Here is a 16,657-nt window from a genome sequence, read left to right as displayed (position 1 = left end):
CTCTATCTCTCCTCCTCAGCTATCACCTACTCATCTTATGTAGCACGTTCCCCTGGGGATGCTTGCCTACTCAGATTGCTCAGACACTTACCAGAGAATCGATAAGCTCCTGAGTCTTAAAACCAAGTTGAAAAGTAGGATTTAGAAGCTTTTGCCCTACATGATAGTCATTTATTTTTGTTGTGTCAATTCAAACTATTTCGTTTTTTATCGTTGACCTCGTTGTTTCCAGCGGTTATACTCAGTTCAAAGTATTCCGACAAAATCAATATGAATTAAGGGAGGATCATTGAAAATGAGCAATCAACAATCTCGCCCTTGGGAAGCAGATAAGAGCAAATTAAATGCGTTTGAACTAACCAAATTAGAACGAGACGGCTTGGATATTATCGAGAAGATTCGACAACTAGGTTCAAAGGGCTACCATGCGTTCTCCGCTGACGATCTCGCCTTTTTTAAATGGGCAGGAATCTATGAGCAAAAACCTAAAGGCAATGGTTTTTTTATGATGAGAGTCCGAATTCCAGGAGGGATTTTACGAGCAGATCAAGCAAGAGCCCTCGCAGATATCAGTCGGGAATACGGGCGAAATCTAGTAGATATCACAACCCGACAGGCGGTGCAGTTTCATTGGCTGACAACACCTGATCTCCCTGATATATTTGATCGCCTAGAGCATGTAGGATTATTCTCTTATGAGGCTTGTGGAGATGTTCCGCGTACAATTGTCGGAAATCCACTCTCAGGTATTGACCCTCACGAACTCATGGATACCGAACCCCTAGTACAACAACTGGAAGAGCATTTTTTATTAAATCCTGAATTCTCAAACCTCCCACGCAAATATAAATTATCCATTTCAGCAAATATCTATAATACCGGCCATGCAGAGATAAATGATCTCGCCTTTACGCCAGCCTCTAAAATCATACAGGGTCAGGAACAGATTGGCTTTCATGTCTGGGTAGGCGGCGGTTTGTCAGCTAAGCCTTATCTAGCAAAGCAGCTCCCTATCTTTGTTTTGCCCACAGAGGTTGTAAAGGTGGCAGATGCTGTGACCCGTATTTTTCGAGATTATGGTTATCGCGAAAAGAGACATCAGGCTCGTCTTAAATTTTTAATGGCAGATTGGGGTCCTGAAAAATTTACTGAGAAATTACTCGAATTGACTGGGCCATTAGAAGAGCGTGGAGACGATCGGACAGTTGGCTGGAATGCAGGCTACTTTACTGGTGTCCATAAACAAAAACAGCCCGGTTTACATTATGTGGGACTATTATTGCCTGTAGGACGACTCACTGCTGAGGATTTAGCTGAGCTGGCCGATTTAGCCGATCGTTATGGAAACGGCTCGATACGGACTACCAATTCCCAAAATATCATCCTGTCAAACATTCCCGATGAACATCTGGATTCCTTGCTTGCAGAAGCCTTACTCACTCGTTATTCCCCGACGCCACGAACATTTATTGGGCACGCTGTTTCCTGTACGGGCAATGAATTTTGCAATCTGGCAATCGTTGAGACAAAAGCGCGAATGGCTTCTATCGCTCACTGGCTAGATGAACATGTGGAAATCGATACCCCCATAAGAATTCACATGATCGGATGCCCCAATTCGTGTGGTCAGCAACAGATAGCCGATATTGGACTACAGGGCTCTTTGGTTAAAACGGCAGAAGGCACAGTGGACGCCTATGATTTTTTCGTCGGAGGCAGTCTTGGTCCAGATGCCCAATTTAACAGCCGTTTAAAAGGACGCGTTGTCGCTGATCGAGTAGCTCCTGTTATCGCTCAGCTAGTGGAATTGTTTAAAACCAACCGTGAATCGGGAGAAAAGTTTCACCAGTTCGCTCGTAGGTTCGGAGTCGCTAACATTCAGGAGCATTTTACACAAATTATTGCTAGTGTGAATGTGTAGAGAATACTGGTTGATTAGCTAGAGTCATCTAATGCGGGTATTGTTAGAACCCTCATTTGAGCTCAGCAAGTATGAAAAGAGGGGAATATCATGTATCTATATCATGTCGAGATTGTAACAACTGAGGAAAAAAATCTAGTAGCTGCCGTTATTGCGGAAACGGAGGAAGCAGCCTTTCACACCGCTCATGCTCTTACCAAGCGCCAATTCCACCCAACTCCCACTATCAAAACTAGTACCTTACTTGAAAAAAAGTATATAGAAAAAGGGAAAGGATACGTGTTTGCTATTTCCTAACACAAAAAGAAATCCAGCTACATCTGATAGGAGGTCAGAGAGAGGCTGGATTTCTTTTTGCTTTCATTGCTTTTTTCATACATGATTTACCCTATTTTTAGTAAACAGAATGGTTATTTACTCCGATAAATCCGAACTTTTTACTACGTTTACTCATCCCTACACATTCACCTGCTCCTCTATGCTCTCCCCTGCCTTCAAGCCACGCTCTAGGTCTGCCAATACGTCCGTTACATCCTCTACACCAAGCGATAGCCTTACTAATCCATCTGTAATGCCACGCTTTTCTCGCTCCACTTTCGGCATCGCCGCATGTGACATCTGCGCTGGATAGGATAAAATACTCTCCACCCCGCCAAGGCTAACTCCTACGAGAGCATATTGTACATTTTCAAATAAAGCCTTCACCCGCGCTCGACTTCCCAGGTCAAACGAAAGCACAGCCCCATGTCCATTTGCTTGGTTCTCCTGAATTTTGTGGCCAGCATGAGTCGGCAAACCCGTATAATAGACATGCTTGACCAAAGGATGCTCTGCTAAATGGTCTGCTACAATGGCAGCATTTCGGGTTGAAATATCCAAACGTGCCTTTAAGGTTTTTAAGCCCCGCATCACTAGCCAGCTATCCTGCACGCCAAGAATGGCGCCAAATCCATTTTGAATCGCATATAATTTTTGTCCTAGCTCCTTTGTTTTTGTCACTGCCAGACCTGCAACCACATCACTGTGACCACCGATAAACTTGGTCGCACTATGCAACACAATATCAGCTCCTAACTCCAGCGGTCGCTGGTAGTAGGGAGTCAAGAAAGTATTGTCCACGATCGTCAAAAGCCCGTGTCGTTTAGCAATTGCAATCACCCCACGCAAATCAGTCACCTTTAATGTCGGATTGGAGGGTGTTTCTAAAAATATGGCCCTCGTATTTGGTTGAATCGCTGCCTTCACTAAAGACAGTTGAGTTGTATCCACGAAGGTCACTTCAATTTGCATCCGTTCAAGCACGGTTGTTAAAAAGCGAAACGTCCCGCCATAGACATCCTCGGCCACTACCAAGTGATCGCCACTTGAAAATAAAAGAAATACGCTGGAAATGGCAGCCATTCCAGATGAAAAAGCAAAACCCCGTTCTCCTCCCTCTAACGCGGCAATCGTCTCTTCTAACGCCTGCCGCGTAGGGTTCCCTGATCTTGCATAATCGTAGGTACCAGGCTTATCAATATCTTGTTGATGAAAAGTAGAGGCTTGGTAGATTGGGATGCTTGAAGCTCCCGTTATACGATCCATTCCACACGCACCATGAAGGATTTTGGTTGCAAAGTTCATCGGATACACTCCTCTATTTGTAAACATTTATCCAAGGCAAAGGTTAGGTCAGCGATCAAATCTTTTGGATGTTCAACTCCTACTGATAGACGCAACAATCGGTTGCAGACTCCTACATGCTCCCGTACTTCTACTGGTATATCGGCATGTGTCTGTGTTGCAGGATAGGTGCATAAGGATTCTACACCGCCTAGACTTTCTGCAAATGAAATCACTCGTAATTGCTCTAAAAAGATAGCGACCATCGATTGTTCCTTAATGCGAAAGGAAACCATTCCACTGTAGCCACTTGCTTGTTTCGTCTGACTATCATATCCCGGATGAGTAGGTAATCCGGGGTAAAAGACTTCTGCCACCGCTGGGTGAGTTTGCAAAAATGCAGCCACAGCAAAAGCATTTGATTGATGACGCTCCATGCGTAATGCCAATGTTTTTAATCCACGTATCACCAACCAGCAATCCTGCGGACCAAGCACTGCTCCTATAGAATTATGCAAGAAACCGATCTTTTCGGTCAGATCAGCACCCTTGGTCACGATCAAGCCAGATAGCACATCATTATGTCCAGCTAAATACTTCGTAGCACTATGAAAGACGATATCTGCTCCTAACTCCAACGGTCGCTGATAATAGGGGGTCATAAATGTATTGTCAACAATGGATAGCAATTGATAGCGTTTGGCAATATCAATCATGCATTTCAAATCTGTAATTTGCATAAGGGGATTGGTAGGGGTTTCGATGAACAAAGCGCGCGTTTGGCTAGTAATAGCAGCCTCCACTAGCTCTGGCTGACACATATCAACATACGTGCAGGTTATACCGTATCGTTTCATGATTTGCTCGAATAATCGATATGTCCCGCCATATAGATCAAGCGAAACAACCAAATGGTCGCCGTAGGAGAATAAGCCTACTATTGTTTGTATCGCTGCCATTCCGGAAGAGCAGGCAAAACCACCGTCTCCTCCCTCTAGATTAGCGATTGCTTCCTCAAGTACCGCTCGCGTCGGATTAGCCGTCCGCGTATAATCAAAACCTGTGCTTTCCCCCAATGCTGGATGTCGGTAAGCTGTTGCATGATAGATCGGAAAGCTGAGCGATCCTGTTGTTTTGTCTTTCCCTACCCCGATTTGTGCCAAACGTGTGTCAATATGCATCCTGTTCCACTCCTCTATCTCGCCTTATTTCCAAACAAAAAAGCCCTCTTTCGATGAAAGAAGGCTTTGGCTACGCAAAGAAATCCGTAAGCAAACCTTCTCATCTTTCAGAACAAAATTGTCCTGCAGGAATTAGCACCATCTTGCAATAAACAAGTGGTTGCCGGGCATCAACGGGCCAGTCCCTCCGCCTCTCTGGATAAGAAGTCATGCTATTCAATTTGTGTTGATTCTAAAATTATCAGACACTTTAAACGATGTCAAGTGGTTTTCTTTCGCATCAATCAAAAAAGGCTGCCGAATAAATTCGACAGCCTTTTTCTAAAAGAACGGTATTACGCGTTCAATTTGCTTTTAGCAACTGCTGCAATGTCGTTGAAAGCTGCTTTATCGTTAACAGCTAGATCAGCCAACATTTTGCGGTTTACTTCAACACCAGCTAGTTTCAAACCGTGCATTAAACGGCTGTAAGAAAGACCATTCATGCGAGCTTGTGCATTGATACGAGTGATCCACAATTTGCGGAAGTCGCGTTTTTTCTGACGACGGTCACGATAAGCGTACATCAGGGACTTCATTACTTGTGCATTAGCGGATTTAAACAGACGGTGTTTAGAACCAAAGTAACCTTTGGCTAATTTCAAGATTTTCTTATGACGACGACGTGTCACAATGCCACCTTTTACTCTTGGCATAATCAATTCCTCCTGATCTGTAGCATGGCGGTCTCTCTATAGACGCTTATGGGGCTCATGCTAGAAAATTTTTCGTTGCGGAAAATGAGCGGAAATGAATCTTACAAGTAAGTGATCATTTGCTCAATGCGTTTTTGGTCTCCTTTAGAAACCATTCCACCTTTGCGAAGATGACGCTTCGCTTTAGTGCTCTTGTTAGCAAACAAATGGCTCGTGTAAGCAGAATCACGTTTCAAACGACCGCTACCAGTCTTTTTGAAGCGTTTTGCTGCTCCACTGTGAGTTTTCATTTTAGGCATTGGGAAATCCTCCTGTCTCGTATCCTATTTTTCCGATTTCGGAGTTGGAGCTAAGATCATAATCATGCTACGACCTTCAATTTTTGGTTTGCGTTCAACCGTTGCTACTTGTTCACAAGCGGCTGCTACACGTTCCAGCACCTGTTGTCCGATTTCAGAGTGGGTAATTTCACGACCGCGGAAACGAATCGTACATTTCACTTTGTGTTCTTCACCCAGAAACTTTAGCACATTGCGAAGTTTCGTTTGGAAATCGTGCTCCTCAATGTTAGAGGAAAAACGAACTTCCTTCAGCTCAACAATTTTTTGATTCTTGCGAGCTTCTTTCTCCTTTTTCGATTGCTCATACTTGAACTTACCAAAGTCCATGATACGGCAAACGGGAGGTTTTGCTGTAGGAGCTACGTTTACAAGATCTAAATCAGATTCTTGTGCAATACGTAATGCTTCTCTCAGTGGTACTACACCTAGTTGGTCACCGTTAGCACCAATTAAGCGTACTTCTCGAGCACGAATCGCCTCATTTACCAACATTTGATCCTTGCTAATGATTTGCCACCTCCATAGTCTTTCGAGAGCAAAAACGGATAATAGAAAAGCTGTTCTTGCATAGTTGAAAGCTTTTCATAAGCATGTGGCGATCAATCATCATCAACCGCCACATACATAAAAATGCGGACGCTATAGCGCCCGCATTTAATCTCACCTTTAGCAAAACAACGAATCAATCGGAGGCTTTGCATACGTTAGACCCGTCAACTGTCCAGCTAGACGTCGATTCAGGTGAGAAGCTGGGCGCTTCTGCTTCAATCTCGAAATGTGAAGTTATCACACCCAGTAATTTTACATAACAATTAGGTGTTTGTCAAGCTTTGCACCTTATTTTCTCTCTAAAATCTCGTTTTGAAGATGAGCCAACACCTCAGCAACTGGCTTGCTGCCTAGATCGCCTTCTCCACGTTTGCGTACGGATAAAGCTCCCTCTTCCATCTCTTTTTCCCCGATAACCAGCATGTACGGGATTTTTTGCATTTGAGCTTCGCGGATTTTGTAACCAATTTTTTCATTGCGAGAATCCAGTTCAACACGAATGCCTGCTTGGAGCAATTGCTTGCGCACTTCCTCTGCATATGGAACATGCACTTCGTTAATTGTCATCAAACGCGCTTGGATTGGTGCAAGCCAAGTAGGGAACGCTCCGCCATAGTGCTCCACTAGAATACCGATAAAGCGGTCTAGTGAACCATACATAGCACGGTGCAGGACAACTGGACGATGCTTTTCGTTATCTTGACCAATGTAGCTTAGGTCAAATTTCTCAGGTAATTGGAAGTCTAGCTGAATTGTTCCGCATTGGTGACTGCGTTTCAGAGCATCTGTAATTTGGAAGTCAATTTTAGGACCATAGAATGCTCCATCGCCTTCATTGATTTCGTATTCCATTCCTAGCTCATCCAATACGTTTTTCAGAGAGTTCTCTGCAATTTCCCATAGCTCATCAGAACCCATGGAATCCTCTGGACGAGTAGATAGCTCTACACTGTATTTAAAGCCAAATACGCTGTAGATTCTATCAATAAGTTGGATCATGCCTTTGATTTCTGCTTCGATTTGATCAGGACGCACGAATACGTGTGCATCATCCTGACAGAACGTACGAACACGTAGCATACCATTTAGTGCCCCAGAGAACTCATGACGGTGCACCTGCCCAAATTCGGAATAACGAATCGGTAGATCGCGATAAGAATGCATCTCGTTTTTATAAATCAGCATGTGCCCTGGACAGTTCATCGGTTTAAGGGCAAACGTTGTATTGTCTACTTCAGAGAAATACATATTCTCATGGTAGTGATCCCAGTGACCAGATTGCTCCCATAAGCGTTGGTTCATCATGAATGGTGTACGAACTTCCTCGTATAAAGCTAGGTCCTGCAAACGACGTGAGAATTGCTCTAGCTCGTTGCGGATCGTCATACCATTTGGCAGATAGAAAGGCATACCTGGTGCTTCTTCAGAGAACATGTACAAGCTTAGTTCTTTTCCCAATTTACGATGATCACGTTTCTTCGCTTCTTCTAAGAAGTGCAAGTGTTCATCTAGTTCTGCCTTTTTCGGGAACGCTGTACCGTATACGCGTTGTAATACTTGGTTATCCGAGTTGCCACGCCAGTAAGCTCCTGCTACACTCATCAATTTGAACGCTTTGATTACCCCAGTGGAAGGCAAATGCGGTCCACGGCATAGGTCAAAAAATTCACCCTGATGATACATTGTAATGACGGAACCCTCTGGTAAATCACGAATCAATTCTAGCTTCAAATGATCATTTAATTCACCAAAGATGCGTAATGCTTCTTCACGACTTACTTCTTTACGCTCGATCTTCAAGTTTTCCTTGATGATCTTGTTCATTTCAGCTTCCAATTTGATTAAATCCTCAGGAGCTAAGCTAACAGGGATATCCATGTCGTAGTAAAAACCATCTTCAATAACAGGACCAATCCCCAATTTCACATCGTTTCCAAATACACGCTTTACTGCCTGAGCTAGCAAATGGGCTGTACTGTGGCGGTATACCTCTAGGCCATCCTTCGTATCTAGCGTCACGATTTCCACGTTTGTATCTTCATGAATAGGTGTAGTTACATCTACAACTTTTCCATTTACTTTTCCTGCTATCGCTTTTTTCTTCAAGCTGGTGCTAATGGACCCTGCAATATCTTCAATTGTTACGCCCGCTTCGTATTCACGAATAGAGCCGTCTGGCAGAGTTACTTTTACTTGCGCCATTTTCATAACTTCCCTTCCGTATGTGTATCTTTTACCCGAGTCATCTCAGGCTTGAAAAAATAAAAAAACGCTCAATCCCAAAAGGGACGAGCGCTATTTCTCGTGGTACCACCCTAGTTCAGATTTATCCTCTAAAGTATGGATAAATCCCTCTACGTAAACGATAACGGCTTTTACACCGGCTAACCGATACTAGGCTAAATGCCGTTCCCAGTTGCTACTCGAAGGTGGTAAATCATTGTTCGCTGCGTGGTGAGCTTTCAGCCGGGGCTCTCCTCTCTATAACGCTAAAACAAGATTCTTGTCCTTCTCACTGTATTTGACTCTTATTACTTATGTATTATAGTGACTGGAGAATTGGAAGTCAAGATTTCCAGGAGTCGTTAAACAATGAGCACAACTCACACACCCTAATACACGATCTCCAAATACAGCCCGCATCGTTTGCATCAAAACGTTGCTATCTTCCACCCCGTGTATAACGATCTTCTCCGGTGCAAGCGCAATTAATGCACTCATGATATGATCCTCTTGTCGATCCGGTCTGAACCCTAAAATGGTATCTACTTGGCTTAGGTCTATTTTAGTATCGTCTTGATCGTACATAATGAATTCTTGCGTTTCCCGTAGCACAACATGAACGAGCGGATAACGATGCTCCTGTTTCGATACAAAGAAGCGCAGTAATTCGACAAACTCCTGATATTCCTTATCCTGCTGATATTGCTGCAATCCCATTTCAAAGGCCTTGTCCAACAGGATACGATAATTTTTCAAGCGGAATTTCACAAAACCTTCCAAATATAGGTACTGTTCTTCATCCAGATAGCGGAATACCTGTTCGTAAATGGCCGCTTTGCGCGTAGATCGGTTCATATTTTCCCGTACTTCGTCTAACTCATGGAATACAAATTGAATATAAGGATAAATTTCGTCAAACTTATGAATAAACGCTCCTTTTGCTTTTCGTTTTAAAAAGGTGCGCAACAATTCTACTTCTATAACCTGCACAGTCCATTCAGTAACCAGTAAAGCAACAAAGGAAGCCATATATTCCAGGGTCTCACAGGTATACTCTTCCCGTGACCAACTCACAAAACGAAACTGCGTATGACATCCATGCTCCTCTACTCGACATTCAATGCGAACAGGGGATGTATCTATTTTCTCCTGCATGCTTTGGAGAATATGGCAGAACCTCTCAATGTAATGTTGATTTGTTGTTTGTAGGAATACGGATACTGTTTGCACGTGGTTCACCCCCCACCCGTTTATACAATCAGTATATGCCCAAGCCTTGGCGATATACTTTTAAACCATTGGAAAAACCATCAAACGAACGCTACGTTCATCTGACGGTTTTATCGAGTAAAAAGGGTGCTAGCAAACTGCAAATATTTTATTTTTGTGACTCATGAAAATCTCAGGCTTTATTTAATTAGCCATTTTATACTGTTCATTTGTCAATTCCCAATTGCCTTTTAATCCGCTGGTAATGTAGACATTTTTGTCTTTTGTAATAAAAATCGCCTCGACATGGGGCAGACTTTCCATAAATGACATGCCTTTTTCAAGCCCTAATGCAAAACCGGTCGTTGACAATGCGTCTGCATCGGCAGATTCATTCGTGATAACGCTAACGCTAAACAAATGATTGTCCACAGGAAATCCTGTAGCTGGATTTAATATATGATGATAATGCTTACCATTTTCTTCAAAATAACGTTCATAAATTCCTGAGGTAACCACTGTCTTATTGATAACCTTCAATTTTCCTAATTGATTTCCACGGTTGCGATCAGGATCTTGAATCCCAATCACCCAATCCTTTCCATCCGGTTTCTTTCCCAATGCTAATATATTTCCACCTAAATCAATAATGGCACTGTTAAAGCCTTTTTCTGTTAAATAGGCAGCAATTTGGTCAGCAGCATATCCTTTGCCTATTCCACCTAGATCAATCGCCATGCCCGGCTGTTTTAAAAACACCGTTCTTTTCGCATCATCTAAGACGATTTGATGATAATCAATCACCTGTAACGCCTCTTTAAGCTTCTCCTCGGAAGGTACCTTAGCATTATCCTGCCCAATATTCCATAAACTCACTAATGGACCGATTGCTGGATCAAACTTTCCTTCTGATAGTTCTGCAAATTTCACGGCTTTCTTGATGACTCCATACGTCTCCTCAGATACAGGAACTGCTTGTTTTCCCGCTTGTTCATTGATTCGATAAACCTCACTGCCTTGCAAGGTGCGGCTTAAATGGAATTCGATTTCTTTCATACGGGCTTCCAGATCTTTAAAATGCTTGTCTGTCACTTGGTCATCATATACACGTACAGTCACAATCGTGTCATAAATAAAAAAGCTTTCAGAATGTGGTTGGATTGCATTTTTCACAATTTCTTCATCAGGTTTAGAGACACAGCCATTTACGATGAGACTGAATAGTAAAAAAAACAGAAGCGCAAATTTGGGTTTCATGTTGCCAGTCCTCCGCTGTCTTTTCCCGTTTCGAGCCAAAAGTAAGGTCATTACGGGAGTTTTACCCGCTCTTATCCAAAGAATCACTCTTGTAAACGTAGACTTTCGGACAAAAGTGAACGTGGCGCATTATACCACTAGGATAATATTTTGGAAAGGAAGAGTATCACACCTCCATATTTTAGATCGTGTATAATACGTATTGACACTGCATGTTTAGAAAATGAGAAAAAATGATAACAGGAGACAAAAACATGAAACGAGCGGATTTTATTTTAATTGGCATTGTGCTCGTCGTGGCTCTGGCTTTTCTTGTGCCTCGTTCGTTTGGTACAGATTCAAGTGAAAAAATGCACAATGTTCATAAAGTAGCAAAGATTACCGTAAATAACCAATTATACAAAACCATTGAACTTACCAAAGAAGAACAAACCATTAAGGTTGATACCGAGCACGGCCAAAATATCCTGAAGATACATGATTATGGCATAGAAATGGTTGATGCTGATTGTGATGATAAGGTTTGCCTATCCTTTGGGTTTATTACTGATCCTAGTCAAACCATCGTTTGCTTGCCTCATCGCGTATTGGTGGAAATCGTTTCAGATGAAGGAGCTGACGTAGATGGCCTTGCCAAATAATTCTTCACAGGTAAATACCCAATCACAGGCATTAAAAAAAGCAGTGATTATCGCCATCTTCGCTGCAGTATCTGTGGTGCTTGGATTGATCGAATCAACCCTCCCCATTAACTTACAGTTGCCCGGGGCCAAGCTTGGACTAGCTAACATTATGGTACTTGCCTGCCTGTATTTTTTATCTGGTAAGGACGCCTTTACCCTGATCATCTTAAAAACACTGTTAACAGCCATGATTTTAGGTACGTTCTCCAGTTTTTTATTTAGTTTTTTTGGTGCTGTATTTAGCTTCATCGTTATGTTCGGATTAATGAAGCTAACCGGAAAATCCTTTAGCCTGATCGGGATTAGTATTCTAGGTGGGGTGGCACATAATATTGGGCAGTTAACTGCGGCTGTACTTATTTTTCAGACAAGCAAAATATTTTATTATCTGCCAGCCTTACTCATAACAGGAATTCTTACCGGAGTATTTATTGGTATTGCTGTCCGTTATTTAATTCGTTCTTTATCCAAGATGGCTTTATTTCAGCCTTACGTTCCAGTCGACTAAGAATCAGTACATCCGAAAGCAGGTGAAGGCGTTGTCCCAGCAACCATTGATTCAGCTTGAATCGGTTTCGTTTCAATTTCCAAATCAGCCTCCGCTTCTCACAGATATTTCTTTGCAAATCAAGCAAGGGGAACGCGTCGCCATCGTAGGGCATAACGGGTGTGGAAAGTCCACTTTAGTTAAATTGCTGAATGGTCTGCTTCGACATACGCAAGGAGAAATTAGTGTGGGAGGGCAAGCTTTATCGGATGACAGCTTGCCGAGTATTCGCCGGCAGATTGGCATGGTCTTTCAAAATCCTGAAAATCAATTTGTTGGAACAACCGTTGCTGATGATATTCTGTTTGGTTTAGAAAATATGTGCTTGGAACGCTCTGTTATGCACGATAGATTAACCCACTACGCTGAAAAATTACATATTACGCCTTTTTTACATAAACATCCAGATGAGCTATCTGGTGGACAAAAACAACGAGTGGCGATCGCCTCCATACTTGCCATGCAGCCCGGGATCATCATTTTTGACGAGGCTACCTCAATGCTTGATGAAACAGCGAAAAACCAGATCGGAAAATTAATCGATGAATTACATTTAGAAGGCGCTTACACAAGCTTGTCCATCACCCATGATGCAGAAGAAATCTTAGCGGCTGATCGAGTAATAGCTCTATCTGGTGGGAGATTACTGGCTGACACTACACCCCTTGAATTATTTTCCCAACCAGATTGGATTGCTGCTTGCCATCTCGATTTGCCTTTTACTTTGGCAGTAAGTCAGTTGATTCATGATTTACATCCAGAAATACCTGTTCATTCAGACGAACAAGCTTTGATGGAGGACTTATGGCGATTCACTTTCATGAAGTAACCTACTCGTATCAACTTGGAAATTTGTTTCAGGAAACTGCTTTGGACAATATCGATGTAGGATTTCCTAGCGGCTCGTTTACAGCCATTATCGGGCCTAGCGGCTGTGGAAAATCAACCTTATTACAGCATATGAATGGCATTTTATTACCCACGAAGGGGCACGTTCACATTCTTGATCATGTAATTACCCCGCACCGTTCGAAAAAAGGGATTCGCCAGCTTCGGCAACGCGTTGGACTTATTTTTCAATTTCCAGAGCATCAAATGTTTGCTGATTCAGTAGAGAAGGAAATTGTGTTTGGCCCCAAAAACTACGGGGCTTCCCCCTCACAAGCAAGAGCATTAGCAGTTCAGGCTCTACATCAAGTGAATTTAGATACAGAGCTTTTAGATAAGAATCCGTTTCAATTAAGCGGTGGTCAAATGCGTAAAGTCGCTATTGCCTCTATACTCGCTATGAACCCGGACATCCTTGTATTAGATGAGCCAACCGCTACCTTGGATTGTAAAAGTCGGCATGAGCTTCTACAGCTTTTGCATCATCTATGTAAACAGGAGCACAAGACCGTTATCATGGTAACTCATCGATTGGAGGAAGTTCTATCTTACTGCGACCGGGTGGTCATTATGCAGGAGGGCAAAGTTGCCTTTCAAGGTGAGACACATGAGTTACGTGAGCAAACAGATATTTTGGCCACACTCGGGATTACGATTCCTGCTCAGCTTCGTTTTCAGCACGCTTTTCGCCAAAGATTTCCCGAACTCCCGTTACCTACAGATCAATCCGTACAGGGCTGGGCTAGGTATCTTGGGGAACGTAAGATGTATCTTCGGGAAGATAAGAAACAACAAGCGGGTGATCCATCATGTTAAACAAAGTGATGTTTGGACGCTACATTGACACAAATAGCTGGCTTCATCGCTTAGACCCGCGTTCCAAGCTACTCGGGATGTTTCTGTTTGTTCTTTTAATTATGATGACTAATTCCTTACTTGCAAGCATAGCTGTTTTTCTATTCGCTATAGGCATTATGGCAAGTAGTCGAATACCTTTTGGCTTTTTCGTAAAAGCTGTCAAACCGTTACGGTTTCTCATTTTATTCTTATTTTTGTTCCAGCTTTTCTTTATAAAGGAAGGGCACTTTTTGCTATCCATCGGCCCATTTTCTTTTTATGCGGAAGGAGTACGCCTTGCCTGTATGACAGCTTGGCGCATGATCTTATTACTCGCATTCACCTCTTTATTAACCTTTACAACCAAACCTTTATCGTTAGCAAAAGGGGTGGAAGGAATTTTACAGCCCTTTCGTTTTACTGGCATCTCGCCTGAAAAACTAGGGTTAATGATCAGCATTTCTCTGCGCTTTATCCCAACCATTTTTGAAGAAACACAGAAAATCATGAAAGCTCAGGCTTCCCGTGGTGCCGATGTAGCCGATTTGCCTTGGCGTGAAAAAGGCAAAATGCTCTTATCGCTGTTGGTGCCTGTTACCGTAAGCTCATTTCGCCGAGCAGAAGACCTGGTCTATTCGATGGAAGCTCGCGGGTATGTGCTAGGCGCTCCTCGAATCCCGTATGAAATGTTGAAGTGGAAGCGCCAAGATTCGATCTTTTTAGGTTTGTTGCTGGCAATAAATATCCTTGTAGGATTCATTTTAAATGATTGTGGAGGTCTTACCTATGGCTCGTTATTTTAATGGCAAAGAAATTGAATTATTAGCACCTGCTGGAACATTTGAGATTTTTACAACAATTGTAGAAACCAATTGCGATGCGATCTATTGCGGCGGACCCGTCCTTAATATGCGAATGATGCGTAAAGGCTATAACCTGACTCATGAGGAATTGGAGCGAGCTATCCAAATCGCCCATGAAAAGGGGAAGCGTGTTTATATTACGGTAAATAATTTATTTGACGAGGCTGATCTGGAAGAAGCGAAAACATATCTACGCTTTCTCGACAGCATTCGCCCAGATGCTCTCATTGTTCAGGATATGGCCATTTTCCCATTAATTCAGGAACAAGAGCTAACAGTACCTCTCCACTCCTCTGTCATGATGAATGTACACAATTTAGAAATGATCAAAGCCTTACAAACATTGGGTGTAACACGTATCGTTGCATCCCGTGAAATGGATTTGCAAACAGCTAAACAGCTACAAGCCTTGACCAAAATGGAATTTGAATACTTTGTGCATGGAGATATGTGTACGGTTCATGGTGCGAACTGCTTATTCAGCTCAATGCTATTTGGTAACAGCAGTAACCGTGGACGGTGTATGAAGCCTTGCCGGTGGGACTACCGCGTGAAGAAGGATGGCTATGTCTACCCAACAGAATATCCCCTAGCAGCTAAGGATATGTACATGTACGAGCATATACCAGAGTTAATTGAAGCTGGAATTACTTCATTTAAAATGGAAGGTCGCATGCGAGACGCGGAATTTCTAGTTACGCTAATCAACAGCTACGGCGATGCTATTGATCGTTACATCCAAGATCCAATCGGGTTTGATCGTTGCAAAGATAAACAAAGCTTATTTGAAAATCGTAAACGGGACTTTAGTACAGGATATGCCTTTGGTACGCCTGGACTTGCTTACATTAATCAACGCTACGAGGGTACGGGTAAATTTTATAGCACGGGAAAAGTCTTTAGTACACCAACAGAAGAACGCGAAATTCGTGATCAACGCATAGAAGCACTACAAAACGCTTTCCAAGAATATCAGTACCCATCATCCTCTGCAAAAGCAAAGGGAGAATTATGTGTTCGTGTAAACAATCAGGAGCAGGCGGAAATGGCGATCGCTGAGGGAGTGGAGCACATCTATTTAGCTGGAGATGTTTTCTTGCCTGATCTGCCATTTACGAAAGAACAGATAAAACACCTTGTAGCTATAAAAGGCGACAGCAAGATTTACTTGGGTATGCCACGCATGATGTTTGGTCTGCAATTTGATCAATACAATCATTTCTTATCTACATTAGATGTAGAAATAGACGGGCTTGTAGCTACGAATATTGGAGCTATGTATACATATAAACCATATCATCTGCCAATGATTGGAGACTTATCACTTAACCTGTATAACCATAAAGCAATTGAACTTTATCAACAATTCGGATTGACACGTGCATTCGCTTCCATTGAGCTGAAGCAGAAAAACCTAGCCGAGCTCATTTTGCATTCACCATTGCCTGTTGAAGTATTAGTGCATGGCACCCCTGTTGTGATGTACCTAGAGCACGATCTATATGCAAATACCCGTGTGCTGGAGCCAATTGCCCAAGAGGATAACAAACATGTGGATAACAAATATCTCGTTTTATTAACAGATAAAGGCGAAAATCCTGTGTATTGCGATCAGTTTGGACGAAATCATTTGACCACAGCAAAGGAGCTTTGTCTCCTGCCCCTAGTAAAAGACTTACTGGCTGTTGGTGTTAGTCATTTCCGTATTGAGGGCGCTAGCTATACGACTGAGCAATTACAAAGCATTATCCGTATGTATCGGGAGGCTTTACAGCAGCCACAACGATCTATGCATATCTACGAAAGAGCAATTCCTGTCCATGCAGGATATACGCTTGGCACCCTATCCTTTGACTAAACC

The 16,657-nt window shown here is 42.7% G+C and carries 16 protein-coding genes, 1 riboswitch and 1 other annotated feature; of the genes, 8 read left to right on the top strand and 8 right to left on the bottom strand.

Annotated elements, in window-relative coordinates; all coding sequences use genetic code 11:
* The first annotated feature begins 295 nt into the window (after positions 1 to 295).
* Both BRLA_RS05335 and BRLA_RS05330 read left to right on the top strand, forming a co-directional pair.
* Complete coding sequence (locus BRLA_RS05335) at positions 296 to 1,921, top strand: nitrite/sulfite reductase (protein WP_003335036.1); 1,626 nt, start codon at positions 296 to 298, stop codon at positions 1,919 to 1,921.
* Between the two features lie 90 nt (positions 1,922 to 2,011).
* The gene (locus tag BRLA_RS05330) at positions 2,012 to 2,218 is read left to right on the top strand and encodes a DUF3906 family protein (protein ID WP_003335037.1); all 207 of its coding nucleotides are present in this window, start codon (positions 2,012 to 2,014) and stop codon (positions 2,216 to 2,218) included.
* 159 nt (positions 2,219 to 2,377) lie between these two features.
* Here BRLA_RS05330 and BRLA_RS05325 read toward each other — a convergent pair whose 3' ends face one another.
* The 8 genes from BRLA_RS05325 to BRLA_RS05290 form a co-directional block, all read right to left on the bottom strand.
* A complete protein-coding gene (locus BRLA_RS05325) occupies positions 2,378 to 3,544 on the bottom strand; it encodes an aminotransferase class I/II-fold pyridoxal phosphate-dependent enzyme (RefSeq protein ID WP_003335038.1) in 1,167 nt (388 codons plus the stop codon).
* Complete coding sequence (locus tag BRLA_RS05320; protein WP_003335039.1) at positions 3,541 to 4,704, bottom strand: PLP-dependent transferase; 1,164 nt, start codon at positions 4,702 to 4,704, stop codon at positions 3,541 to 3,543. Before BRLA_RS05320 ends, BRLA_RS05325 begins: the two co-directional genes overlap by 4 nt.
* A gap of 97 nt (positions 4,705 to 4,801) precedes the next feature.
* A riboswitch (SAM riboswitch) is annotated at positions 4,802 to 4,910 on the bottom strand.
* Between the two features lie 129 nt (positions 4,911 to 5,039).
* Positions 5,040 to 5,399 carry a 50S ribosomal protein L20 gene (rplT, locus tag BRLA_RS05315; RefSeq protein WP_003335040.1) on the bottom strand — a complete coding sequence of 120 codons (360 nt, stop codon included), beginning with the start codon at positions 5,397 to 5,399 and terminating at the stop codon, positions 5,040 to 5,042.
* Between the two features lie 101 nt (positions 5,400 to 5,500).
* Positions 5,501 to 5,698: a 50S ribosomal protein L35 gene (rpmI, locus tag BRLA_RS05310; protein WP_003335042.1), complete on the bottom strand. Its 198-nt coding sequence runs from the start codon at positions 5,696 to 5,698 to the stop codon at positions 5,501 to 5,503.
* 24 nt (positions 5,699 to 5,722) lie between these two features.
* Positions 5,723 to 6,232: a translation initiation factor IF-3 gene (gene infC / locus BRLA_RS05305; RefSeq protein ID WP_003335043.1), complete on the bottom strand. Its 510-nt coding sequence runs from the start codon at positions 6,230 to 6,232 to the stop codon at positions 5,723 to 5,725.
* A gap of 345 nt (positions 6,233 to 6,577) precedes the next feature.
* A complete protein-coding gene (thrS, locus tag BRLA_RS05300; RefSeq protein WP_022584098.1) occupies positions 6,578 to 8,491 on the bottom strand; it encodes a threonine--tRNA ligase in 1,914 nt (637 codons plus the stop codon).
* A gap of 79 nt (positions 8,492 to 8,570) precedes the next feature.
* Positions 8,571 to 8,814: a binding site (T-box leader), on the bottom strand.
* Between the two features lie 10 nt (positions 8,815 to 8,824).
* Positions 8,825 to 9,742, bottom strand: coding sequence for a putative sporulation protein YtxC (gene ytxC, locus BRLA_RS05295; protein WP_003335045.1), 918 nt, complete (start codon positions 9,740 to 9,742; stop codon positions 8,825 to 8,827).
* 183 nt (positions 9,743 to 9,925) lie between these two features.
* Entirely contained in the window at positions 9,926 to 10,978 is a 1,053-nt protein-coding gene (locus tag BRLA_RS05290; RefSeq protein WP_003335046.1) for an FAD:protein FMN transferase, read from the bottom strand.
* A gap of 254 nt (positions 10,979 to 11,232) precedes the next feature.
* Between BRLA_RS05290 and BRLA_RS05285 the strand changes: the two genes are divergently transcribed.
* The 6 genes from BRLA_RS05285 to BRLA_RS05260 are packed head-to-tail and all read left to right on the top strand — an operon-like array spanning position 11,233 to position 16,654.
* The gene (locus tag BRLA_RS05285) at positions 11,233 to 11,619 is read left to right on the top strand and encodes a NusG domain II-containing protein (protein ID WP_003335047.1); all 387 of its coding nucleotides are present in this window, start codon (positions 11,233 to 11,235) and stop codon (positions 11,617 to 11,619) included.
* Positions 11,603 to 12,169 carry a Gx transporter family protein gene (locus BRLA_RS05280; protein ID WP_003335048.1) on the top strand — a complete coding sequence of 189 codons (567 nt, stop codon included), beginning with the start codon at positions 11,603 to 11,605 and terminating at the stop codon, positions 12,167 to 12,169. The genes BRLA_RS05285 and BRLA_RS05280 overlap by 17 nt, the downstream gene beginning before the upstream one ends.
* A gap of 22 nt (positions 12,170 to 12,191) precedes the next feature.
* The gene (locus BRLA_RS05275) at positions 12,192 to 13,037 is read left to right on the top strand and encodes an ATP-binding cassette domain-containing protein (protein WP_236867758.1); all 846 of its coding nucleotides are present in this window, start codon (positions 12,192 to 12,194) and stop codon (positions 13,035 to 13,037) included.
* Positions 13,013 to 13,912, top strand: a complete 900-nt coding sequence (locus tag BRLA_RS05270) for an energy-coupling factor transporter ATPase (protein ID WP_003335051.1) — start codon at positions 13,013 to 13,015, stop codon at positions 13,910 to 13,912. The genes BRLA_RS05275 and BRLA_RS05270 overlap by 25 nt, the downstream gene beginning before the upstream one ends.
* A complete protein-coding gene (locus BRLA_RS05265) occupies positions 13,906 to 14,736 on the top strand; it encodes an energy-coupling factor transporter transmembrane component T family protein (protein ID WP_003335052.1) in 831 nt (276 codons plus the stop codon). The genes BRLA_RS05270 and BRLA_RS05265 overlap by 7 nt, the downstream gene beginning before the upstream one ends.
* Positions 14,720 to 16,654, top strand: a complete 1,935-nt coding sequence (locus tag BRLA_RS05260; RefSeq protein WP_041751965.1) for a peptidase U32 family protein — start codon at positions 14,720 to 14,722, stop codon at positions 16,652 to 16,654. The genes BRLA_RS05265 and BRLA_RS05260 overlap by 17 nt, the downstream gene beginning before the upstream one ends.
* Positions 16,655 to 16,657: the final 3 nt, after the last annotated feature.

The organism is Brevibacillus laterosporus LMG 15441 (assembly GCF_000219535.2).
In the GTDB taxonomy this organism is placed as follows: Bacteria; Bacillota; Bacilli; order Brevibacillales; family Brevibacillaceae; genus Brevibacillus_B; species Brevibacillus_B halotolerans.
The sequence above is the reverse complement of the archived record's forward strand: the minus strand, read 5'-3'. Positions and strand labels throughout refer to the sequence as shown.